The sequence below is a fragment of the Xanthomonas fragariae genome (genome assembly GCF_017603965.1).
In the GTDB taxonomy this organism is placed as follows: domain Bacteria; phylum Pseudomonadota; class Gammaproteobacteria; order Xanthomonadales; family Xanthomonadaceae; genus Xanthomonas; species Xanthomonas fragariae_A.
The window spans coordinates 2,338,891-2,361,257 of sequence record NZ_CP071955.1 but is presented as its reverse complement, the minus strand read 5'-3'; the positions used below and the strand labels follow the sequence as shown (position 1 = coordinate 2,361,257).

The window sequence follows — 22,367 nt, the reverse complement described above, 5'->3', positions numbered from 1 at the left end:
GTGCCTGCGGATTGTCATGGACAGCGTGCCAGCAGAGAGAAGCGTTAGCCAACCCAGCGGCCCGCCTGCTTGAATCTTGCCACAGCAGTCGCTGCGGAGGCGCGTGGGTGATTCCAGTCCCGGCAATGCAGCTGCGTCCTCGCATGTGCAGCGCCAATTGAATCACACCGACACGGGCCACGATCCACATGCGCCTGCAAATCAGCCTCAACGCGCCAGGTCTGCGGCAGGTCATTTCCCCTGAACAGCATTCCCCTCGGGGCGACGGCTGTGCTCGTCATGCACCTTCAAGTCTTCCTGACCCGGGCGCTGTTTGGCGGCATCGTCCTGCTTGCGGCCCTGCTGACTCTCGGTCACGCCATGCGCGTCGTCGGCGACGGGGTCGGGTTGGCTCTCTTTGTTGTTCATGGCTTGCATCCGGTGTGTGGTTGGGCAGACGTTAGTGTGCGCAGTGTGATACCGACGCCATGGTCGTATTGCCTTGCAGGCGCGACGCGAAGGGCCGGTGCGCAGCCCCAAAACCGACGAGCCCCGGGAACATGACGTTTCCGAGGCTCGCATGATCGATTCGATGGGCGTAAGGCTCCCGATTAATACCTGCAAGTGACTGTAATGCAATAGGTATTTTCGGCGTAGGGAGTGCTGTTACCATGATACGCTCAAGGTTCCGTAGACACTCAGGACCCTCGTTGCGCGTAGCGCCGCTCGAACTCTACAGGCGACAGGTCGCCAGTTGAACCATGACGGCGTTTTGGGTTGTAGAACATTTCGATGTAGTCGAACACCTCGGTGCGTGCGGCATCTTTGGTGGAATAGATCCGCCGCCTGATCCGCTCGCGTTTGAGCAGGCCGAAGAAGCTCTCCACGGGTGCGTTGTCGTGGCAGTTGCCACGCCGACTCATGCTGCACACCAAGCCATGGGACGCCAGGAAACTCTGCCAGTCATCGCTGGTATAGACCGACCCTTGGTCCGAGTGAACCAGGCAACCAGCGCTGGGTTTGCGCCGCCAGACCGCAGACAACAAGGCCTGCACGACCAACTCGGTATCGGCCCGATCGCGCATTGCCCAGCCGACGACTTGCCTGGAAAACAGATCGATCACCACAGCCAGATACATCCAGCCTTCCTGCGTGCGGATGAAGGTGAAATCGCTCGCCCAGGCCGTGTCCGGCTCAGTCACCTCGAACTGCCGATCAAGCAGGTTGGCCGCCGCCTTGCACTGCATTCCTCCATGGAAGCGCGGTTTGCGGCCATAGCCCACCTGAGCACGCAGCCCCTCGGCGCGCATCAGCCGATGCACCCGATGGCGACTGCAACGCTCCCCCAGATCGCGCAGATCCTTGGCAATCTTGCGATGCCCATACACACTGCCGCTGGCCAGCCAGTGGTGCTTGATCACTCCCAGCAGGCGTTGGTCTTCCTTTGCGCGCTCACTGTCGGGCGAGCGTAACCACGCGTAATAACCCGCCCGGTTCACCCGCAACACCCGGCACATCGCGCACAGCCTGAACTCCCTGCGATGGTCTTGCATGAACGCGTACTTTGCCTTCACCCCTTGGCAAAGTACGCGGCGGCCTTTTTTAGGATGTCGCGCTCCTCGGTGACTCGGCGCAATTCGGTCTTCAGCCGCCGAACCTCGGCGCTCTGGTCCACCTCGGCGCGCTGCACCACGCAAGGCTTGCCGAACTTGCGCAGCCGGGCGTAGAGGCTGTGCGTGGTCACACCCAGTCGCTCGGCGACTTCTGCCACCTTGAACCCACGATCGGTCACTTGTCGGACCGCTTCGAACTTGAACTCATCCGTATACCGCTTGCTGCTCATGGACACCTCCGAATCTGCCATTTTCCATGGCCTTGAGATGTCTACGGAACCCTGGGCGTATCAGTAGGGGATGCCCTCGCTACCGCCAAAATTACCGTCAGCTACCGCCGGATTTGCGCGGTCTCGGCTAGACTGCCTCGGAAACAAAAAAGGCCGGAAAGCCTTATGTCGCAGGACTTTCTGGCCTCGTTTGCACCGTCTAGGACGGAAAGATGGTGGAGCGGAAGGGGATCGAACCCTCGACCTTCGCGATGCGAACGCGACGCTCTCCCAGCTGAGCTACCGCCCCACGTGCTTGGATTCTAAACACATGCCGCGCAGTTCGCCAAGGCGGGCCGGCGGCGGCAGATCGCGCCGCACTGGCGCGATCTGTATGCAATCACTCGCGGATCAGCGGGAACTTCAGATCCGGGTTCTTGGCCTTCCATTCCCTGTACGATACAGTGCCTTCCCAGGCAGCGAAGGCCTTCGGGGTGCGGCCACGACCGGACCAGGTTTCGCCGGTATGCGGCAATTCATACTTCGGCTTCACTTCGCTACGGCCGCTCTTGGCAGCTTCTTTACGTACATTGGCGGTGCCCAGGTAGGCGGCAATGTCGTTGCGCTGCTTGGTATTGAAGTGGCCAGCGAATTGCTCGAGCAGCGAGACGATGGTGGCATGCGCAGAGGATGCCTCGCTAGCTCGCTCGTTTTTCTCCTGTTCCTCCAGCTTGTGCAGTTCTTCCAGCAGCTTGGCTTTGGCTTGTGCGATGGAATCCAGTTTCGAAGAGGTATTGCTCACAAAGGTATGGCCTCGGAATAAAGGAAGTGGAGACGCTGCCCTAGGGGCGCTCGTCATTATGGCATGCGGCCCGAGGGGCGGCTGTTGCGGACGGATGCCAGCACAGGGCGTGAACATGCCTTTCACGGGACCTGCTCGGTTGCTTGTGCATTGTCGTTGCGGGCGTTGCCCAGCTTAGCGGTCGAGTCAGCAAACTCAACCTTTACGATACGGGAGCATGTAATGCGCGATCACAAAAACAACGTCGGCTCGCCCGACCGCGGCCGTATCGACGTCAACCAAACTAACAAGCTGCAGGACTGGACCAAAACCCTTGGCATCAGTGTCGCTGCACTCAGCGCTGCTGTGCAGAAGGCGGTGCCGGTCATCCCGACCGTGCGCGAGCGCCTAGGCAAGTAGAGTCGCCATCTGCGATGAGCCCGAGCGGATACCGCCGCAAGCCCAGCTTGGACAAGATCCGCGAATCGGAGCTGGGCAAGGTCATGCCTGAAGTGCGGCGGTCTATAGGCGGCAGGCCAACAAGCGAAAAGCCCGCATCGCCGCGGGCTTTGGCATCGTAGCCAGTGCAATCAGTACGCCGCAGCGTCATCCAGCAACGGCATCACCTGCGCTTCCAGCACCTCGCGACGCCATTGGCCGAGCGCGGCCGGCCAGCTGCGTTGTTCGATCAAGGTTTCCAGATGCCGGCGCGAGGCCAGCAGACCGTCCGGCAAACCGAGCTCGCGGCTGCGTTGCGCGACCGTATCCTGCAGACGCTTGAGCACTGCCTTGGTGCCGTCAGTGGCAGCCTGCGCCAACGGTGCGCCGTCTTCGTCGGGCAGCGGCGTATTGAGCACCTCCCACACCGCGGAAGCGAGCTTGCGCGGTGCCTTGGGAAACTTGTCGAACTGTCGCAACAGGGCGTCCAGATCGGCGGGTGGGAAGCGTGCCAACTGGCTGGCCAATTCGTTGTCCAGGATCCAGCTGCGCGGGCGGTCGCTTTGCCGCGCCTGCAGATCGCGCCAACGCAGCAAGCGCAGCAGCCGGCGTTGCGCGGCCGGCTCCAAAAATTGCGCGGTGCGCAGGCTCACATGCGGCCAGCGCTCGCCATCGTCGTGCTCGACCGTGGCGAGCAGGCGCTCGGCATCTTCGGCCAACCAGCTCAAGCGGTTCTGCTCGGTCAGGCGGCGGGTGAGTTCGTCGTGGATGGCAAACAGATAGCGCACGTCGTCGGCCGCGTATTCCAACTGCGCAGGCGACAATGGGCGGCGCATCCAGTCAGAGCGCGTCTCACCCTTGGTCAGCAAGGTGCCGGTGACTTCCTGCACCAGCTTTTGATAGCCCATGCCACCGCCGATACCGGCCAGCGCCGCAGCGATCTGGGTATCGAACAACGGCCGCGGCAACACCTCGCATGCACATTTGAAGGTGACCAGATCCTCGCTGGCGCTGTGCATTACCTTGACGATATCCGTGGCGGTCAACCACTCCTTGAGCGCCTCGTTCATGCCTGGAATCAGCGGGTCGATCAGCAGGATCTCCTCGCCGATGGCCATCTGCACCAGCGCCAACTTCGGCCAGTAGGTGCGTTCGCGAATGAACTCGGTATCCAGGCCAATGCGGGACGGACGCGATGCTTTTATGCGTTCGGTCAGCTCGGAGGGGTGAGTGGTCCAATGGGGCACGTGATTTCCGTCAACAGCGAGAGTTTGCGCAGAACGCGCAGAATAGCCTAACGTCGCGATCGCCTGTCGTGCGGCAGAGCATCTGGAGAGGAGCAGGTGGTGGGCGATTGCGGTAACCGGATGGCAGCGTGGGCATTGGTCGCGCTAAGCATGTGCGCCTGTTCGCGTGCACCGGCGCCAGCGCCTTCTGCCACGCCGCAACCGGCGGTCGCGGCGGCGCCGAGCAAGCCGAATGTGTCGATCGGCGGCGAAGAATTCGCCGAGAGCGTGGCGCAATGGCAACCGCCGGCAGTGGACCTGGGCGATGAACCCTTGGCGCAGGCGCGCAAGCGCGCGGACCAGGCGTTGCAGGAAGACCGGCTGTATCGCGATGCCGACGATGCGATTCCCTTATATCTGGCGATCGAACAGCGTGCCGATGGCAAGGATGCGGGCAGTCGCCGCGGACTGGAGCAGGCGCGCGGCCGGTTGATCGAACGCGGCGAGGCCTTGATCGAACAGACCGAGAGCCAGGACGATGTGCTTGAGCAGGCGCGTGAACTTGCCATCGTTGCGTTGGCGCTCGCCCCGCAAGACCCGAAGGTGCGTGCACTGCAACACAAGGTTGAAACTGCGCAGCGCGTGCTCAGCTTCAACCGTGCCGGTGAGGACGATCTGCGCAGCGGACGGCTAGGCGAAGATGGCAATGGCGCACTGGTGAATTTTCGCGATGCCGCGCAACTCGATCCCGACAACCTGCGCACGCGCCAGGGCTTGGCGGCGGTGGAAAGCGGTTTGCTGGCGCGCGCCGAACAGGCGGCCGAGGCGCACGATTTCATCGGTGCGCGCTACTGGCTGCAGATGGCAGGGCAAGTGCGCGACCGTGCGCCCACCATTGCCGATGCGCGCGCCCGGGTGGAACGCATGCGCCGTGCGCAGATCGCTGCTTTGCACGATGCCGGTCTGCACGACCTGATCTCCCCGCGTGGACTCAAGCCGGCCGGCGAGAAACTGGCCGAGGTGCTGCGCATTGCCGACCCCGGCGACCCGGTGGCGGGCGATCTGCGTCGCCGACTGGAGCTGGTCACCCACTACGGCAGCCTCTGCCCAGGGCAGGTATTCACCGATGGGCTCAAAGTCGGCGGACGCGGGCCGCAGATGATCGTGATTCCGCACGGCGCATTTCAGATGGGCGCGGGCGACGCCGAACCGGGCGCGTCCGACAACGAACGCCCCGCGCATTACGTGCGCTTCGCGCGCGGCTTTGCGCTGTCGATCACCGAAGTGACGGTGGCCGAGTTCCGCCAGTTCGTCGAAGCCACCGGCGCGCGGCCGCGTGCCACCCGGCGCGGGCATTCGGTGGTGTATGACGAACGTAGCGGCAACTTCATCCGTCGCAGCGGTGTGGATTGGCATTCCGACTACAACGGCGCACAGGCCGCGCCCAACAGCCCGGTGATGCACGTCAGCATTCGCGATGCGGAGGCCTATGCGGCGTGGCTATCGGAACAGACCGGCCGCCATTACCACGTGCCTAGCGAGGCCGAATTCGAATACGCAGTGCGCGCCGGTACCACCGGGCGGTATCCATGGGGAAACGCGCGTTCGCCCCCGGCCGATGCAGGTAACTTCACCGGCGGCAATGATGTCTCGCCCAGCGGCCGGCATTGGAATAACGGATTCGTCGGTTACGACGATGGATTCTGGGGGCCGGCACCGGCCGGCAGTTTCCGCGCCAATCTCTGGGGCCTGCGCGACATGGGCGGCAATTTGAGTGAGTGGGTGGCCGATTGCTGGCACGCCAGCTACCGCCGCGCACCAACCGACGGCGCGGCATGGTTCAACCCGGGCTGCCGGCAGCGCATGATCCGTGGCGGTAGCTGGGCCAACTCCCCACAGCAGACGCGCACGCCTTGGCGGCAGTCGCAGGATTCGGATACCACCAGCGCACGCATCGGCTTTCGTCTGGCGCGCGGCATCTAGCGCCTTACGATGTGTAGCTGCCATCAAGAGGTGCTGGCGTGTCCAGGCGGACACCACTTGGATCATGATCCGGTGGTGCTTGCCGGGCTGCTGATGCAGGACATGGCAGCGCATGCAGCACAGACGCCTGGCCTCTGGTTAGGGCGGCAGCAAGGCCTGGCGAGCAGTCGTCGTTGGGCGTGGCGGTCTGAAGGAATCGCCGCGTACACGTAGTCCATCCCGCACCGAGCACCGGCTGTGCCCGCCTGACGGTGAGCGTAGTCGTTTTGACAGCCGCACTCAGTCTCCGGCGGGCTCGACACGCACCTCGATGTTGCCATCGGCCAGCCGCGCACGCAGGCGCTCGCCGGCAACCACTTCGGCAGCGCTACGCACCACGCTGTCATCGCCGGGGCGGGTCACGATGGCATAGCCACGCGCTACCGTGGCGAGCGGGCTGACCGCTTCCAGCGAACGCACCAGCCCGCGTAGATGCAGTTGATCGTGCTGCAAACGGCGTTGCATCGCCGCCTGTGGATGCAGTGCACGAAGGCGCTGTTGAAAGGGGACCAGATTGCGTTGCGGGTTGTGCGATTGCAGTTGCGCATGCCCACGCTGCACGCGTGCCTGCAACCGCTCCAGCGCTTGGCTCATGCGCGCGCGCAGCTGGCGGCCGGCGTCTTCCTGGCGGCGTTGCAGCAGCTGCAGCCGCGCCTGCGGGCTGTGCGCACGTAGCCGCAAGGCAAGCCGGTCGGCGCGCTGCATCGCGTTGCCCAGCACGTGTTGTTGCAATTGGGCAATGCGTGCATGCGCACGCCGTACGCGCGCAACCAGCTCGCGTTGATCGGGCACCAGCAGTTCAGCCGCGACCGACGGCGTGGGTGCACGCATATCGGCGACGAAATCACTGAGGCTGAAGTCGGTCTCGTGCCCCACCGCCGACACCACCGGCGTCTGCGCGGCGGCAATCGCGCGTACCAGGCGTTCGTCGTTGAACGCCCACAGATCTTCCAGCGAACCGCCACCGCGCGTGATGAGGATGACCTCGTAGCGCCCGGACGCATCGGCGCGCTGCAGTAGCGAGGTGATCTGCGCGGCGGCACTGTCGCCTTGCACAAGCGAGGGCAACAGATCCACTTCCAGGAGCGGAAAGCGTCTTGACAGCACGCTGAGCACATCGCGCACTGCCGCACCGCTGGGCGAGGTGATCACCGCCAGGCGCCGCATATGCGCAGGCAGCGGCTGCTTGCGCCCGGTATCGAACAAACCTTCGGCTGCCAGGCGCGCGCGCAGTTCGTCGAAGGCGCGGCGCAAGGCGCCTTCGCCGGCTTCTTCCATATGGTCGAGCACCAACTGGTAGTCGCCGCGCGCTTCGTACAGGGTCAGGCGTCCGCGCGCGAGCACGTGCACGCCTTCGCGCGGCTGGAACGTCAGCCAGGTGCTCTTGGGTTTGAACATAGCGCAACGGATCTGCGCACGGGCGTCCTTGAGCGTGAAATACAAATGGCCGGAGGACGGGCGAGTGACACTGCTCAGCTCTGCTTCCACCCAGACCAACGGGAAGCTGCCTTCCAGCAGGTCGCGCGCCAGCGTGTTGAGCTGGCTGGGGGTGAGGATCTGTTCGTTGCGGGTGACCATCGCAGCATTATCCCGTAGCGGCGACGGTCGTGCGTGAGCGAATCAGCCGAGCCGGATATCACAGACCGTGTTGCGCCAGCGCCCAGCCGACGTGTTCGCGCACCAGCGCCGAATCGTCGCTGCGACGTGCTTCCAATGCCGTTAGCACCGCCGACGTGCGCGGCGCATTGCCAAGACCCACCGCGATATTGCGCAGCCAGCGCTCGTGGCCGCTGCGACGAATCGGGCTGCCCTCGGTGCGGCGCAGGAACTCGTCCTGGTCCCACGCAAACAGCTGCGGCAGTGTGGCTACATCTAACTCGTTGCGGGCGCTGAAATCGGCCTCGTCGGTGCGCTGGGCAAACTTGTTCCAGGGGCAGATCAACTGGCAATCATCGCAGCCGAAGATGCGGTTGCCGATCGGCTTGCGCATGTCTTCGGGAATCGCGCCATCGTGCTCGATGGTGAGGTAGGCGATGCAGCGCCGCGCGTCCAGCCGATACGGGGTAATGATGGCCTGGGTCGGGCAGATGTCGATGCAGCGCGTACAGGTGCCGCAATGCGCAGTGGCCGGGGTATCGATGGGCAACGGCAGGTCAAGGTAGATTTCTCCCAGAAAGAACCATGAGCCGCCGTTGCGATCGATCAGGCAGGTGTGTTTGCCGATCCAGCCCAGCCCTGCATTGCGCGCCAATGCACGCTCCAGCACCGGTGCGGAATCGACGAACACGCGGTAGCCGAACGCGCCGATCTCGCACTGGATGCGCTCGGCCAGTTTCTGCAGCCGGTTGCGCATCAGCTTGTGGTAATCGCGCCCCAGCGCATAGCGCGCCACGTAGGCACGGCATCCGTCGTGCAAGGCGCTCCAGGCTTCGGTGTCGTCCTTACGGCCGTAATCCATGCCCACCGACAACACGCGCAAGGTGCCGGGCACCAGCTCCTGCGGGCGCGAGCGCTTGTCGCCATGCTGCGCCATCCAATGCATGGTGCCGTACAGACCTTGTTCCAGCCAGCTGCGCAGATGCTCTTCGTCTTCGCCTAGCTCGATGCCGGTGATGCCGCAGCGTTGAAAGCCCGCTTCGCGCGCAAGCGCACGGATGCGCGCGGCGGAATCGTCGGGATCGGGGCGGGCAAGGACGGCACACATGGCGACAAGTATAGAATTTCCGGCATGTACGCACCGCTCGATCTTTACGACACTGCTGCCGCGCGCATGTTCGATACGCAGGCCACCACGTTGCTCGGCGGCGACGGCTACCTTTTGATGCAACGCGCCGGGCAGGCCGCCTGGCAATGGTTGCTGGAACGCTGGCCGCAGGCGCGCCGCATCGTGGTGGTGTGCGGTATCGGCAACAACGGTGGCGACGGCTACGTACTGGCGCGGTTGGCCCAGCGGGCCGGGCGCCAGGTACGCGTGGTGCATCTGCCCGAGCATGGTCCGGCGTCGGAGTTGGCGCAGCGCGCTTGCACCGACTATCTGGCCGTGGGTGGCGCGATCGAATTATTCCCCTATCCGCTGGCGCAAGCGGATGTGATAGTCGACGCGTTATTCGGCATCGGTCTCAACCGCGCGCCCGATGCAGACACAACCGCCTTGATCGAGGCCATCAACACGGCCGGCATGCCGGTATTGGCGCTGGATGTTCCCAGTGGTATCGATGCCGATCACGGCGTGGCCTTGGGTACCGCGGTGCGCGCGGAGGCCACCCTGCAATTCATCGTGCCGCATATCGGGCTCTACACCGGCGATGCGCTGGAGCATGCCGGCGAACGTGCAACTGCCTCGCTGGACGTGCCGAACTTTGCGTTCGATGGGCTGAAGCCGGCCGCGCACAGCTGGGACATCGACGCCTTGGCCGCGCAATTGCGCCCGCGTCGACGCAATACGCACAAGGGCGAATCCGGGCGCGTGCTGTGCGTTGGCGGCAACCTTGGCAGCGGCGGCGCGATCATGCTGACCACCGAGGCTGCATTGCGCAGCGGGGCAGGACTGGTGCAAGTCGCCACGCGGGTCGAGCACGTGGCGCCGCTGCTGGCGCGTTGTCCCGAGGCGATGGCGCGCGCGGTACAGGCCGACGACGATATCACCGCCTTGGCCGATGCCGCCGATGTGGTCGCACTCGGCCCCGGGCTGGGGCAGGACGCCTGGGCCCAGGCTTTGTGGCGCGCAGTTCTGGCGTCGGACACCACAGTTGTCATCGATGCCGATGGGTTGAATCTGCTGGCCGTCAACGAAATACCGACGCGAGGCTTGCGCGTATTGACCCCCCATCCGGGCGAGGCTGGTCGTTTGCTGGGTCTTTCGACCAGGCAAGTTCAGCGCGATCGCCTGGCCGCTGCCGACGCGCTGGCCAAACGTTTCGACGCGGTAGTGGTGCTCAAGGGCGCCGGCAGCGTGGTCGCCGCACCGCGCGCCGTGCCGCGCATCATCGATGCGGGCAACGCCGGCATGGCGGTCGGCGGCATGGGCGACCTGTTGACGGGCGTGATCGCCGCCTTGCTGGGGCAGGGCTGGCCGCCGTTCGATGCCGCCAGCCTTGGCGCCTTGCTGCACGCCTGCGCTGGCGATGCGGCTGCGCGCGACGGCGAACGCGGGCTGCTGCCGACCGATCTACTGCCCGAACTGCGCCGCCTTGCCAACGCTGGAGCTATTGCATGAGCCAACTCGACGCACAATTGGTCGATACGCAGGCCACCGAAGCGCTGGGCCAGGCCTTGGCTTGGGTGCGTCCAGCCAGCGCGGTGGTGCAGCTGCACGGCGATTTGGGTGCTGGCAAATCCACCCTCGCCCGCGCGCTGTTACGCGCACTCGGCGTCAGCGGACCCATTCGCAGCCCCACCTACACCTTGGTCGAGCGCTATCCGCTCAGCAGTGGCGATGAGGCTTGGCACCTGGACCTGTATCGCATCGGCCATGCCGGCGAACTGGACTTTCTCGGGCTCGACGAGGGCAGCGCCAGCCTGTGGCTGATCGAATGGCCGGAGCGCGGCGCAGGTGCGTTGCCGCAGGTCGATCTGGACGTGGAACTGGCTGTCGAAGGCGAGGGAAGAAGCGTCCGGCTGTTGGGCCGCAGCGACACCGGACGCAGCTGGTTGGAGCGATTGGCGCTGCAGCAGCAGTTGCAGCCTCTTTTTGCCAGCGCACAAGAAGAATGAACGCCAGGTTGTGGATTATTAAGGGAAATCACCTTGCGTTTCGAACTGTTGGGTGATTGAATCCAGCGTTATGACACCGGGCATCCGCAAATTTTGTGTTTCCGTTCTGACCGCCAGCCTGAGCCTGGCGGTTTTTGCTGCGTGGGCGGGCGAAATCAAGGGCGTTGGTGTGAGCACTGGCGCGACCGGTACGCGTGCAGAAATTCAGCTGGCTGGCAGCGGCGGGTTCAGGACCTTGTCGCTGGCCAACCCGAACCGCCTGGTCGTGGATTTTCCGGATTCGTCTGGCATGCGCGGCCTGAAGCTTCCGCCCGCTACTGGGCTGGTGAGCTCTGTACGCACGGGTCAGCCGGTGCCGGGCACGTTCCGCGTGGTATTCGAACTGGCAACCCCGGTCACAGCGTTGAAGCCGCAGATGCAGACGCTCGGCAGCACCTCGACGTTGGTGATCGAATGGCCGGGTGATCCGGTGCCGGCTGCCTCTACGGTGGTCACCACGACGACCGCGTCCGCGGTCATGCCGACACCGCGGCCGGTCAACGTGCAGGCCGAAGCCGCGCGCGCTACCGCAGCCCTGGCCGCTTCTGCGCAGAGTGCTTCATCCATGCCGTCGCCGCTGCCTGCGCCGTACGTGCCCGCATCGGCGATGCTTACCGTCGCACCTGCACCGATCGCCGTCGCCACCGGCGTGCCGACGCCACGCCCAGGTACCACTCCGGTGACAACCAACACCGCAGCGCCGGCCGGCGTTGCCGGCAACACTCCTGACCGCGTCACCGTCACCACTGCGGGCGCACCGGTTGGCGCGGCGATGAGGGGCAGCAGGGCTTCTGCGGCCGCAATCTTGAATGGTGGCAGCGCTCCAGTCGCTGCCGTGTCGGCTAATAACAGCGCAACCATGCCGAATGCCGCGTCCGGCGCCGTTGCTGCGGCGAACGATGACGACGACATCCCGCCACGTCCGGTGCTGCCCAGCGAAGCATCGCGGGTCAAGATGGCGCCTGGTATGCGGCCGTTGATCGTGGCGATCGATCCCGGCCACGGCGGCCAGGATCCGGGCGCGATGGGTCCAACCGGCAAGCGCGAAAAAGACGTCACCCTGGCGGTCGGGCGCGAACTGGCACGCCAGATCAATGCGACGCCCGGTATGAAGGCTTACCTGACCCGCGATACCGACGTGTTCATTCCGCTGCCGATGCGCGCGCAAAAGGCACGCGCGGCCAAGGCCGATATCTTTATTTCGATTCATGCCGACGCCGCAGAAAACCGTAGCGCGATCGGCTCGTCTGTGTATGTGTTGTCGACCAAGGGTGCGTCCTCACAGCGCGCACGTTGGCTGGCCGACAAGGAAAATGCCGCTGATCTGGTCGGTGGCGTACGTCTGCAGCAAACCGAAAGCACACTGGCCAGTGTGCTGCTGGATCTGGCCCAAAGCGGTCATATGAAGGCATCCGAAGATGCTGCCGGGCATGTGCTGGGTGGCCTCAAGCGCATCGGCAATAACCATAAGCCGTTGCTGGAACGTGCCAACTTCGCGGTGCTGCGCACCTCGGACATGCCTGCAATGCTGGTGGAAACCGCGTTTATCTCCAATCCGGACGAAGAGCGTCGCTTGATCGATCCGGCTTACCAGCGCAAGCTTGCCTCGGCGGTGCTGGACGGTATCGATACCTTCTTCACCCGCCAGCCGCCACCGGGCACCTTGTTCGCCGCGCGTGCGCAGGCCGAAGCCGATGCCGCGGCTGGCACCGTGGCCGGCGGCAGCCGCTGAACCGCTCGGCTATCATTGCTTACTGATTCCTTAGATGACGGCGTCTGCGCGCCGCCGGATTGCCGTGCCGACGTCCGTCTTGCCTGTGACACCTCCGATGCACCGAGTTTTGCGCTTCCAGCACGGGAGTGCGCGCTGATGGCGATCCGTCAGTTGCCCGATATTCTGATCAACCAGATCGCCGCCGGCGAAGTCGTCGAGCGGCCCGCCTCGGTGGTCAAGGAGCTGGTCGAGAACGCGCTCGATGCCGGCGCCACTCGCGTGGATATCGAATTGGAAGAAGGCGGTGTGCGGCTTATCCGCATCCGCGACAATGGCGGGGGCATCGCCCCGGACGAATTGCCGCTGGCGGTGTCGCGGCATGCCACCAGCAAGATCGCCTCGCTGGACGATCTGGAAACCGTCGCCACGCTCGGTTTTCGCGGTGAAGCCTTGCCATCGATTGCTTCGGTCAGCCGCTTTACCTTGATCTCACGCCGCCACGATGCCGAGCATGGCTCCGCATTGGAGATCGAAGGCGGGCGCCTGGGCGAGGTCGTGCCGCGAGCACATGCGCCGGGCACCACCGTCGAAGTGCGTGAGTTGTTCTTCAATGTGCCGGCGCGACGCAAGTTTTTGCGTGCCGAGCGCACCGAGCTCGGACACATCGAAGAGTGGCTGCGCTCGTTGGCGCTGGCGCGACCGGATGTGGAATTGCGCGTCTCGCATAACGGCAAACCTTCGCGTCGCTACAAGCCCGGCGATCTGTATTCGGATGCGCGGTTGGGCGAAACCCTGGGCGAGGATTTTGCGCGGCAAGCCTTGCGCGTCGATCACAGCGGCGCCGGCTTGCGCCTGCATGGCTGGATCGCGCAGCCGCATTACTCGCGTGCCAGTACCGACCAGCAATATCTTTACGTCAACGGCCGCTCGGTGCGCGATCGCAGCGTGGCGCATGCGGTGAAGATGGCCTATGGCGATGTGCTGTTCCATGGCCGCCAGCCCGCGTACGTGCTGTTTCTTGAATTGGACCCGGCGCGCGTGGACGTCAACGTGCATCCGGCCAAGCACGAGGTGCGTTTTCGTGAGGCGCGGCTGATCCACGACTTCGTCTATCGCACCTTGCAGGATGCGCTGGCGCAAACACGTGCGGGCGCGACGCCGAACAGTATCGGCACTGAAAACATTGGTTACGCAGGTGCTGCGCCGACTGGCATGAGCAACCCGCCAAACTACGGCGGCAGAACCGGCAGCGTCAGCGGCACCGGCTACGGAAACTGGACACCCTCACAGACACCGTTGGGCCTGCGCGTGGATGAAGCGCGTGCCGCCTACAGCGCTTTGTATGCACCGCCGCCCAGCAGCGCGCCGCCGCCGCCCGCAGGCATGCCGAACGTCTCTGGCACCTGCCTTCCGGCAACCTCGGAAGACAGCGGTGTGCCGCCGCTCGGTTATGCAGTTGCGCAGTTGCACGGCATCTACATCCTGGCCGAAAACGCCGAGGGGTTGATCGTGGTGGACATGCACGCCGCGCACGAACGCATCGGCTACGAGCGGCTCAAGAACGCACATGACAGCATCGGTCTGCATGCGCAGCCGCTGCTGGTGCCGATGACACTTGCGGTCGGCGAGCGCGAGGCCGATACCGCCGAGCGCGAAGCCGACACGCTGGCCAGCCTGGGCTTCGAAATCACCCGCGCTGGTCCCCAGTCGCTACATGTGCGCAGCATTCCTGCGTTGTTGGCTAATGCCGAGCCGGAAGCGCTGCTGCGCGATGTACTCGGCGACCTGCGCGAGCATGGCCAGAGCCGACGCATCGCCACGGCACGCGATGAACTGCTCTCGACCATGGCCTGCCACGGCGCGGTGCGCGCGAATCGCCGCCTTACCGTGCCTGAAATGAACGCACTGCTGCGCGATATGGAAGCCACCGAACGCTCGGGCCAATGCAACCATGGTCGACCGACCTGGGCCCGGTTTACGCTGAGCGATATCGATCGTTGGTTTCTCAGGGGGCGTTGATGGCAGTGCACAGGGGGAGGGGCTGGCTGCTGGGCATGCTGGTGGCAACGACGCTGTTCGGATGCGGGCGCGATGCGCCGCCGCCAGCCGCACCGGTTGCGCTCGACAAAACATTTCTGGCCGATAACGCCGCATGGCGCGAAAGTCGTCTGAACGAGCTACTTGCGCCTGACGGCTGGACCAGCCTGGTCGGCTTGCATTGGCTATCGCTGCAAGCGCATTACATCGGCAGCAGTGCCGACAGCGGCATCAAGTTGACGGTGGGGCCACCGAAGATGGGCATGGTATCCACCGAGGGCAAGACGGTCTGGTTTGTGCCCGAACGCGGCGCGTCACTCACGCTCGACGGCAAGCCGCTGACCGGCAAGATCCGCTTCCAATCCGACCGCGACCCGCAGCCGACCTTGATCCACTTCGATGAAGGCAAAGGCGTGTTGAGCCTGATCCATCGCGGCGACCGCTACGCGTTGCGGGTCAAACATGCCGGCGCGCCATCGCGCACGCATTTTGCCGGCCTGGACTATTGGCCGGTGGATCCGTCCTGGCGCATCATCGCGCGCTACGTACCCAATGCTGTCGGCAAGAGCATTCCGATCGTGGACATCGTCGGCATCAGCAGTGAGCAACCGAACGCTGGGGCAATCGAATTCGAGCGCGATGGCAAGTCGTACCGATTGGAGACGATCGGCGAACCCGGTCGGCCGATCTTCGTGGTGTTTGCCGACCGCACCAGTGGGCACGGCAGTTATCCGGCTGGGCGTTTCCTTGACCTTGATGTGCCCGACGCCGCCGGGCATGTGGTGGTCGATTTCAATCGTGCCTACAACCCGCCGTGCGCGTTTACCCCATTCGCGACCTGCCCATTGCCGCCGCCGGAAAACCGGATCGATCTGGCTGTTGCGGCGGGCGAGAAGGCTTACAAGGCGCCGCATTGACGTGTTGCGGGCTGAGGCGGACATCGAGATGGTGACAGCAGGCGTGCGAACACGAATTGCAGCATGGTGCGGCGGCGCACTAATCGGCCTGGGATTGTGGAGTGGGGCGGTCTCACTGGTCTGGGCGCGCGGCGCCAACGACACGCCGGTCGGCCCGCCGGTACCGTTGTTGTGGAAGGTCGATGGCAAGGGCGGCACGCTGTATCTGCTCGGCTCGTTCCATGTGCTCAAGGCCAGCGATTACCCGTTATCGGCGGACGTCATGCAGGCCTTCGCCAAGGCCGACCGCCTGGTCTTCGAGCTGCCGCCCTCCGATGCGCAATCACCGGAACTGGGTATCCGCATGCTGCAGGCGGCGCGGCGTACCGACGGGCGCAAGTTGCAGGACGTGCTGGATGCGAAGACCTGGCAGGCCTTGACCGCCTACGCGCACAAGTACGGGATGGGGATCGATGCGTTGCAGCCGCTGGAGCCGTGGTTCGTGGCCCTGACGATCAGTGTTGGCGAAATGACCAGGCAGGGCATGGATGCCCATGCCGGGCTGGACCATTACCTGATGGATCAGGCGCAGGCCAGGGGCAAGCCAGCCGATGGGCTGGAACGCGCCGACGAACAGATCGCCTTGTTCGATGGCATGTCGCTCACCGAGCAGCATCAGCTGCTGGAAGAATCCCTGGACGAGGCCGGTGCCACCGATCAGGTTCGCACGTTGCATGCGGCCTGGCGCAGCGGCGATGTTCGCACGCTGTCCACGCAGCTGGCCGAAGACATGCGCCGGCACTATCCGGCGCTGTATCAGGACATCAACCTCGAGCGTAATGCGCGCTGGGTGCCGCGTCTTGAGCAACGGCTCGGCAAAGGCGGAGGAACCACATTGGCGGTGGTCGGTGCGTTGCATCTGCTGGGAAACGACGGCGTGGTGGAGCGTCTGCGTGCACGTGGCTTCCACGTGGAGCGGATCTGCTCGGTTTGCGCGGAGCAGGCCGGCCGCTGAATGGATACGCTTTGGAGCGTTTCACGCTCTAAGAAGGCGTAGCGCTTGCCTCACCCGCGGTTGCGGACCTTGCCGGTGGCGCCGCTGGTAGTGTTGCCGGCGGTGCCATGCCTGCCGGTGCCCATCGGGCCACTGGCCATGCCGGTCGAGGCCGGCGGTGTCGGCGGCGTGCCAGGGCTACCCGGACGACCGAAGCCAGCACCGAAATTGCGCTGGAATTCCTGCCACAACTCCAGGTTGCGCTCGGTCAGCTGATTCATCATCGCCCACGGGGTCTGCCCAAGCAGGTTTCCCATTTGTTGGCGGAACTGCTGCTGCTGATCGAGAAACACCTGCATGCTGCGTTCCAGATAGTTGCCCATGAAGCCCTGCAGCGAGTCGCCGTAGAAACGGATGATCTGGCTCAGCAATTGGGTGGAGAGCATCGGCTCGCCGTCCTGTTCGCGGTCGGCAATGATCTGCAGCAGCACCGCGCGGCTGAGGTCTTCGCCGCTTTTGGCGTCGCGCACCTCGAATTCTTCGCCATCGATGATCAGTTGGCGCACATCTTCGATGGTGATGTAGCTGGAGATTTCCGTGTCGTAGAGACGGCGATTGGGATACTTCTTGATGATGCGAAGTCCGGCCATGGAACGTTCACTCACAACGATAGTGCGCGCAGGATGGCGCACCGCAGCAGTGCTTGCAACAGTCGCAACGCCTTATTTTCTTAATCGGACACTAAAAAAATGTTGCGCAGCATGACTTTCAACGGGAAACCATGTTGCACGGCAAAGTCGCAGCAAACGCTACCAGCCCATGTGGTGGCCACCGTTGATGTCGAGATTCGAGCCGGTGATCCAGGCAGCCTCTTCCGCGACAAGAAACGCCACCGCATAGGCGATCTCTTCCGGACGACCCAGCCGGCCGGTGGGAATGTCGGCGACGATCTTGGCGCGCACTTCTTCGGGCACCGCCATCACCATGTCGGTCGCCACATAGCCAGGCGAAACCGTGTTGACGGTGATCCCGAATGCCGCATTCTCGCGCGCCAACGAGATGGTGAAGCCATGCATGCCGGCCTTGGCCGCGGCGTAGTTGGCCTGCCCGTACTGTCCCTTCAGCCCATTGATAGAGCTGATCTGGATCACCCGGCCCCAGCCGCGCTTGCGCATGCCTTCGATCACCGGGCGGGTCACATTGAAGACCGAATTGAGGTTGGTGTTGATGACCTCGTGCCACTGCTCGGCAGTCATGCGGTGGAAGGTAGTGTCGCGGGTGATGCCGGCGTTATTGACCAACACTTCAATCGGCCCCAGCGATGCTTCGACCTCGTCGACCAGCGTGCGCGCATGCTTGGACGAAGCCACATCGCCGCGAAAAGAGGCGAATTCGTAACCCTGCGCCTGCATGCGTTGCTGCCAGGCCTGTGCCTTTTCTTGGTTGCGGAAGTTGCTGGCGACCCGGTGCCCTTGGTCGGCCAGGCGTTTGCAAATGGCAGTACCGATACCGCCGGTGCCGCCGGTGACCAATGCGACGCGAGATGTCATGACGACTCCAATCGACAAGATAAGACTTCAGGGCGATCCGGTACCGGTGCGAGCGCGGCACCCAGATGCCTGTGCTGGGTCGCAATTCTAGTCACGCTTGCGCTGTGATGCGCGTCCGTTGAGCTCCAGATTGAGGCAGCGTGGCAGCAACTGCGGCGAAAAATGCTGCACGGCATGCTGCAGCAGCGTGTGGACCTGCGCATGTCGCGGCAGCGCCGTCGGCAGCTGGCCCAATGCGTTCCAGGCAGCATGCAGGGCCGGTAGTGGATCGCCATCGTCAAGTGCAGGTGCGTGGTGCGATTTGGACAGCTTGCGGCCGTGGTCATCCAGGATCAGCGGAAGATGCAGGTAGCGTGGCTGCGGCAAGTCCAGCGCACGCTGCAGCAGCAATTGACGCGGGGTGGAATCCAGAAGGTCGGCGCCGCGCACGACATCGGTAATGCCTTGCGCAGCATCGTCCACCACCACCGCTAACTGATAGGCCCAATAAGCGTCGGCGCGGCGCAGCACCATATCGCCCACGTCGGCATACACGTCCTGCACCACACGTCCCTGCAGCGCGTCGTCGAAGCAGACCGGCGCTTGTGGCGTCACCCGCAGGCGTACCGCCCGGCGCGCGCTCAGCGGCGCCACACAGGCGTGGTGGATGCCGCCCATACCTGACAGGTCGGCGCGGCTGCAACTGCATTCGAAAGCCAGACCTACGTCCAGTAGCCTGGTGATCGCTGCAGTGTAGTGCGTGTCGCGATCGGACTGTCGGATCACCGGCAGGTCCGAGGTCAGCCCGAAGGCGGCCAAGGTGCGCAGTTGACGTTCGGAGGCGCCAGGCTCGGCGCGCGGTGGGTCGATGTCCTCGATGCGCACGCACCACTGACCGCCGCTGTGGCGAGCAAGTAGCCAACTGCCGAATGCCGCCAGCAAGGAGCCGAAGTGCAGGGGGCCGGTCGGGGAGGGCGCGAAGCGGCCGCGGTAGAGGGGCGATGGCATGGACGGCTGAATCGTCGGTCATGTGGTCGCTTGATTTCAAGCGCTAACGGCCGCAAATCCGCTGCAGTTCAACCCGCATGAGTGGAGCCACGACGCCATGTTCAACCGCATTTTCCTGTTCCTGTTGACTAACTTTGCGGTATTGATGCTTGCCGGCATCGTCATGTCGGTGCTGGGCGTCAATCCTGAGCAAATGAGTGGTTTGTTGGTGATGGCCGCCATCTTCGGTTTCGGCGGCTCGTCCATTTCGTTGCTGCTGTCCAAGTTCATGGCCAAGCGCAGCACCGGCGCGCAGGTGATCACTGAGCCACGCACGCCGACCGAGCGTTGGTTGCTGGAGACCGTGCGCCGTCAATCCCAGGCCGCCGGCATCGGCATGCCGGAAGTGGCGGTCTATGAAGGCCCGGAGATCAACGCGTTCGCCACTGGCGCCAATCGCAACAACGCGTTGGTGGCGGTGTCTACCGGCTTGCTCCAGAACATGGCACAGGACGAAGCCGAGGCGGTGCTGGGCCACGAAATCGCCCATGTTGCCAATGGCGACATGGTGACCATGGCGCTGCTGCAGGGCGTACTCAATACGTTTGTAATCGTGCTGGCGCGGGTGGTCGGCGGCATCGTCGACAGCACGCTGGCGGGCAACCGCGAAGGTGGCCGTGGTTTTGCGTACTACATCAGCGTGTTCGTGCTGGAGATGGTGTTCGGTCTGTTCGCGACCATGATCGCGATGTGGTTCTCGCGCCGCCGCGAATTCCGCGCCGATGCCGGTGGTGCGCAGCTGGCAGGTCGCAGCAAGATGATTGCCGCGCTGGAGCGGCTGTCGCTCAACCACGGCCAGAGCACCTTGCCCTCGCAGGTGCAGGCGTTCGGTATTTCCGGCGGCGTAGGCGCCGGTTTGCGCCGGCTGTTTCTGAGTCATCCGCCGCTGACCGAGCGTATCGCCGCGCTGCGTGCTGCCAATGGCACTGCGATGTAAGTTGCCGGCGACAGTTGCTGGCCGATGGCAAACAAAAAACCCGCGTGATGCGGGTTTTTTGTTGTGACGCGGTTTCGACGATCAACAGAGCCCGGGTCGTGGCCTCAGCCGAACTCGTAGTTCATCAATGGCCCGGTCGGTGCGACGAAGTCGCCCTGCACGTAGTCCAAGCCGGCAATGAATAAGCTGCTCATGGACTGCGCATCGGCCACGAATTCGGCCATGGTCAAAATGCCCGCTGGCTGCGCGCGCGAGGTGATCTCGCCGATCTTCTCCTGGCTTTCGCGAGCCGAGCCAGCCTCGCCAGTGATGCCGCGATCCAGTTTGAGGAAGGCCGGCTGGAAATGCGCGAGGAGCTGGAACGAATCCAAGCCCGAGCCGAACTGCTCCAGTCCAACCTTGCAACCCATTCCCGACACCGCAGCCAGAAACTGCTGGGCATTGCGCAGATGCGTAAACACCTTTGATTCCGGCGTCTGCAGCCATAGCCGCTCGCCGGGCACGCCGTACACCGCCAGTTGCTCGCGGATGGTGTCGATCATCTGCGGGTCTGAGAACGAATTCGGACCGACCCGTACCAGCAGGTGGGTCTTGTGCCCCGCACGTTGCCGCTCGCCGAGTTGGCGGATCGCACGGGCGACCACCCAGCGATCGATCTCGGTGATCAGGTCGTGCTCTTCGGCGATCGCAATAAACGCGTTCGGCGACATCATCTCGCCATTGCGTTCCAGGCGCAGGAAAGCCTGATACAACTCCAGCGGCTCGCCTTGCAGATTGAGTACCGGCTGGTAATGCAGCAGGAAGCCTTGGCCGACCAGCGCTTCGCGCAGTTGCTGTACCCAGCGTTCGATGCGTTCTTCTTCGGCGCGATCGGAGGCGGCTGGGTCGTAGATGCTGACAGCGTTGCCGCCGAGCTCGGCAGTGGTGCGCAGCGCCTCGGTGCCGCGATTGAGCACCTGACCCACGCTGGCGATCTTTTCGCCGATTTGCACACCGCCGATGCTTACCGTGACCGTAGCCGAGCGCACGCCGACACTGAAGACATGCTGCGCAAATGCATCGCGCACCATTTCAGCCAGCGCATGCGTGCGCGCGTAAGTGCCGTTCATAAGCAGCGCGAAACTATGCTCGCCGAAACGTGCAGCCACTACGCTCTCATCCAGCACGCTGGCCACATGTGCGGCGAGCGCCGCGATCAAGGCATCTGCCGAATCCAGGCCGATTTCCGGCAGGATGCGCACGTAGTGGTCCGGCTCGATCAACAGGAAGCCGGACTGGCTCTCGCTACGGCCAGCCTGCGCGACCGCCTGTTCCAGCGCCACCATGAAGGTAGGGCGGTTGAGCAGGCCGGTGACCTGATCGCGCTGACGTAGACCTTCTACTTCGCGCGCCAGTTCCGGATCGAACTCTTCGCGACGCCGGAACACTACCTGGATGCAGGGCTCGCCTTCGTAGGTGGCAGTGGCAAATTCCATCGTCGCCGGAAAGGTGTCGCCTTCCAGCCGGCGTGCATCGAGCTTGTACTGGGCCGGCGGCGGCTCGCCCTTGGACAGCGCTTTGAGCAATTTCTTGAAATCGTCGACGTATTGCGCGGCGATCATGTCCAGCAGCGACACGCCTTCGACATCGTCGAACGACTCGAAGCCGAACATTTCCAGATACGCCTCGTTGGCGCGGATATGCATGCCTTCGTGTACGTAGGCGATCGGGTCGCGCGAGGAGGCGATCAGCGCGTCGCAGCGGCGCTCGATCTCGCGCATCTGTGCTTCGATGCGACGCAATCCGCGTCGTGCCTGCAGGTCGGCCCATTCCGAACGCACTAGCGCCAACAGATGCTCCGGACGATAGCGCAGCGCAATCGCGCGGATACCGTGCGAAGCGGCCTCGACCAGCGCATTTTCTTCGATGCTCTCGGCAAGTAGGATGATCGGAATATCCTTGCCGCTGCCTGCGATCTGCTGCTGCAATGCATTTATCGGAATCTGCAGCGCCTGCCCATGCAGTGCCAGATCGATCTGCCCCGACAACATGCTGGCGAGCTCCTCCGGCGTCTGCGGCCGAGACGGACGCACCGCAATGCCGCCGTTGCGCAACGCCGTCACGATCGCCTCGGCTCCTTCGACACTATCGTCGACGATCATCAGGCGGAGGGTGAGATCTTTACCTCTTTGCATGCGCAGCTCCCTAGCGACG

General features: G+C 63.9%; 19 protein-coding genes and 1 tRNA gene. 9 read left to right on the top strand and 11 right to left on the bottom strand.

What is annotated here, in order from left to right; all coding sequences use genetic code 11:
- Positions 1-231: 231 nt before the first annotated feature.
- The 4 genes from J5I97_RS11130 to J5I97_RS11115 all read right to left on the bottom strand — a co-directional run bounded on the left by J5I97_RS11130 (position 232) and on the right by J5I97_RS11115 (position 2,603).
- Complete coding sequence (locus tag J5I97_RS11130) at positions 232-408, bottom strand: hypothetical protein (protein WP_208586559.1); 177 nt, start codon at positions 406-408, stop codon at positions 232-234.
- 269 nt (positions 409-677) lie between these two features.
- A protein-coding gene (locus J5I97_RS11125) for an IS3 family transposase (protein ID WP_208586558.1) occupies positions 678-1,822 on the bottom strand; the annotation gives its coding sequence in 2 pieces (ribosomal slippage) (positions 678-1,585 and positions 1,585-1,822; 1,146 coding nt in all).
- Between the two features lie 213 nt (positions 1,823-2,035).
- Positions 2,036-2,111, bottom strand: a tRNA-Ala gene (locus J5I97_RS11120).
- Between the two features lie 90 nt (positions 2,112-2,201).
- On the bottom strand, positions 2,202-2,603 hold the full coding sequence (locus J5I97_RS11115) for an H-NS family nucleoid-associated regulatory protein (RefSeq protein WP_208586557.1): 402 nt from the start codon (positions 2,601-2,603) through the stop codon (positions 2,202-2,204).
- A gap of 222 nt (positions 2,604-2,825) precedes the next feature.
- Here J5I97_RS11115 and J5I97_RS11110 point away from each other — a divergent pair, with 222 nt between their 5' ends.
- Positions 2,826-3,002, top strand: a complete 177-nt coding sequence (locus J5I97_RS11110; protein ID WP_208586555.1) for a DUF3606 domain-containing protein — start codon at positions 2,826-2,828, stop codon at positions 3,000-3,002.
- 170 nt (positions 3,003-3,172) lie between these two features.
- Here the strand turns inward: J5I97_RS11110 and rnd are convergent, their stop codons facing one another.
- Positions 3,173-4,267, bottom strand: a complete 1,095-nt coding sequence (gene rnd, locus J5I97_RS11105; RefSeq protein ID WP_208586553.1) for a ribonuclease D — start codon at positions 4,265-4,267, stop codon at positions 3,173-3,175.
- Between the two features lie 150 nt (positions 4,268-4,417).
- Between rnd and J5I97_RS11100 the strand changes: the two genes are divergently transcribed.
- Complete coding sequence (locus J5I97_RS11100; protein WP_371885847.1) at positions 4,418-6,229, top strand: formylglycine-generating enzyme family protein; 1,812 nt, start codon at positions 4,418-4,420, stop codon at positions 6,227-6,229.
- A gap of 279 nt (positions 6,230-6,508) precedes the next feature.
- On the opposite strand, the gene xseA is transcribed toward J5I97_RS11100, so the two are convergent.
- Positions 6,509-7,846 carry an exodeoxyribonuclease VII large subunit gene (gene xseA, locus J5I97_RS11095; protein ID WP_208586551.1) on the bottom strand — a complete coding sequence of 446 codons (1,338 nt, stop codon included), beginning with the start codon at positions 7,844-7,846 and terminating at the stop codon, positions 6,509-6,511.
- Between the two features lie 58 nt (positions 7,847-7,904).
- The gene (gene queG / locus J5I97_RS11090) at positions 7,905-8,972 is read right to left on the bottom strand and encodes a tRNA epoxyqueuosine(34) reductase QueG (protein WP_208586549.1); all 1,068 of its coding nucleotides are present in this window, start codon (positions 8,970-8,972) and stop codon (positions 7,905-7,907) included.
- Between the two features lie 24 nt (positions 8,973-8,996).
- Here queG and J5I97_RS11085 point away from each other — a divergent pair, with 24 nt between their 5' ends.
- The 6 genes from J5I97_RS11085 to J5I97_RS11060 all read left to right on the top strand — a co-directional run bounded on the left by J5I97_RS11085 (position 8,997) and on the right by J5I97_RS11060 (position 16,682).
- On the top strand, positions 8,997-10,484 hold the full coding sequence (locus J5I97_RS11085) for an NAD(P)H-hydrate dehydratase (protein ID WP_208586547.1): 1,488 nt from the start codon (positions 8,997-8,999) through the stop codon (positions 10,482-10,484).
- Positions 10,481-10,981 carry a tRNA (adenosine(37)-N6)-threonylcarbamoyltransferase complex ATPase subunit type 1 TsaE gene (gene tsaE, locus J5I97_RS11080; RefSeq protein ID WP_208586545.1) on the top strand — a complete coding sequence of 167 codons (501 nt, stop codon included), beginning with the start codon at positions 10,481-10,483 and terminating at the stop codon, positions 10,979-10,981. The genes J5I97_RS11085 and tsaE overlap by 4 nt, the downstream gene beginning before the upstream one ends.
- A 70-nt stretch (positions 10,982-11,051) precedes the next feature.
- On the top strand, positions 11,052-12,752 hold the full coding sequence (locus J5I97_RS11075; protein ID WP_208586543.1) for an N-acetylmuramoyl-L-alanine amidase: 1,701 nt from the start codon (positions 11,052-11,054) through the stop codon (positions 12,750-12,752).
- 138 nt (positions 12,753-12,890) lie between these two features.
- Positions 12,891-14,753 (top strand): DNA mismatch repair endonuclease MutL, encoded by a 1,863-nt coding sequence (gene mutL / locus J5I97_RS11070; RefSeq protein WP_208586541.1) that lies wholly within the window; start codon positions 12,891-12,893, stop codon positions 14,751-14,753.
- Positions 14,753-15,688, top strand: coding sequence for a DUF1684 domain-containing protein (locus J5I97_RS11065; RefSeq protein WP_208586539.1), 936 nt, complete (start codon positions 14,753-14,755; stop codon positions 15,686-15,688). The genes mutL and J5I97_RS11065 overlap by 1 nt, the downstream gene beginning before the upstream one ends.
- A gap of 28 nt (positions 15,689-15,716) precedes the next feature.
- A complete protein-coding gene (locus J5I97_RS11060; RefSeq protein ID WP_208591707.1) occupies positions 15,717-16,682 on the top strand; it encodes a TraB/GumN family protein in 966 nt (321 codons plus the stop codon).
- 50 nt (positions 16,683-16,732) lie between these two features.
- Here J5I97_RS11060 and phaR read toward each other — a convergent pair whose 3' ends face one another.
- The 3 genes from phaR to gluQRS form a co-directional block, all read right to left on the bottom strand.
- Complete coding sequence (gene phaR, locus J5I97_RS11055; protein ID WP_208586537.1) at positions 16,733-17,311, bottom strand: polyhydroxyalkanoate synthesis repressor PhaR; 579 nt, start codon at positions 17,309-17,311, stop codon at positions 16,733-16,735.
- Positions 17,312-17,470: 159 nt separating this feature from the next.
- The gene (locus J5I97_RS11050) at positions 17,471-18,211 is read right to left on the bottom strand and encodes a beta-ketoacyl-ACP reductase (protein WP_208586535.1); all 741 of its coding nucleotides are present in this window, start codon (positions 18,209-18,211) and stop codon (positions 17,471-17,473) included.
- Positions 18,212-18,298: 87 nt separating this feature from the next.
- Positions 18,299-19,198 (bottom strand): tRNA glutamyl-Q(34) synthetase GluQRS, encoded by a 900-nt coding sequence (gene gluQRS / locus J5I97_RS11045; RefSeq protein WP_208586534.1) that lies wholly within the window; start codon positions 19,196-19,198, stop codon positions 18,299-18,301.
- Positions 19,199-19,295: 97 nt separating this feature from the next.
- On the opposite strand from gluQRS, the gene htpX reads away from it, so the two are divergent.
- A complete protein-coding gene (gene htpX, locus J5I97_RS11040) occupies positions 19,296-20,174 on the top strand; it encodes a protease HtpX (protein WP_208586532.1) in 879 nt (292 codons plus the stop codon).
- A 104-nt stretch (positions 20,175-20,278) separates the two neighbouring features.
- On the opposite strand, the gene J5I97_RS11035 is transcribed toward htpX, so the two are convergent.
- On the bottom strand, positions 20,279-22,348 hold the full coding sequence (locus J5I97_RS11035) for an EAL domain-containing protein (RefSeq protein ID WP_208586530.1): 2,070 nt from the start codon (positions 22,346-22,348) through the stop codon (positions 20,279-20,281).
- Positions 22,349-22,367: the final 19 nt, after the last annotated feature.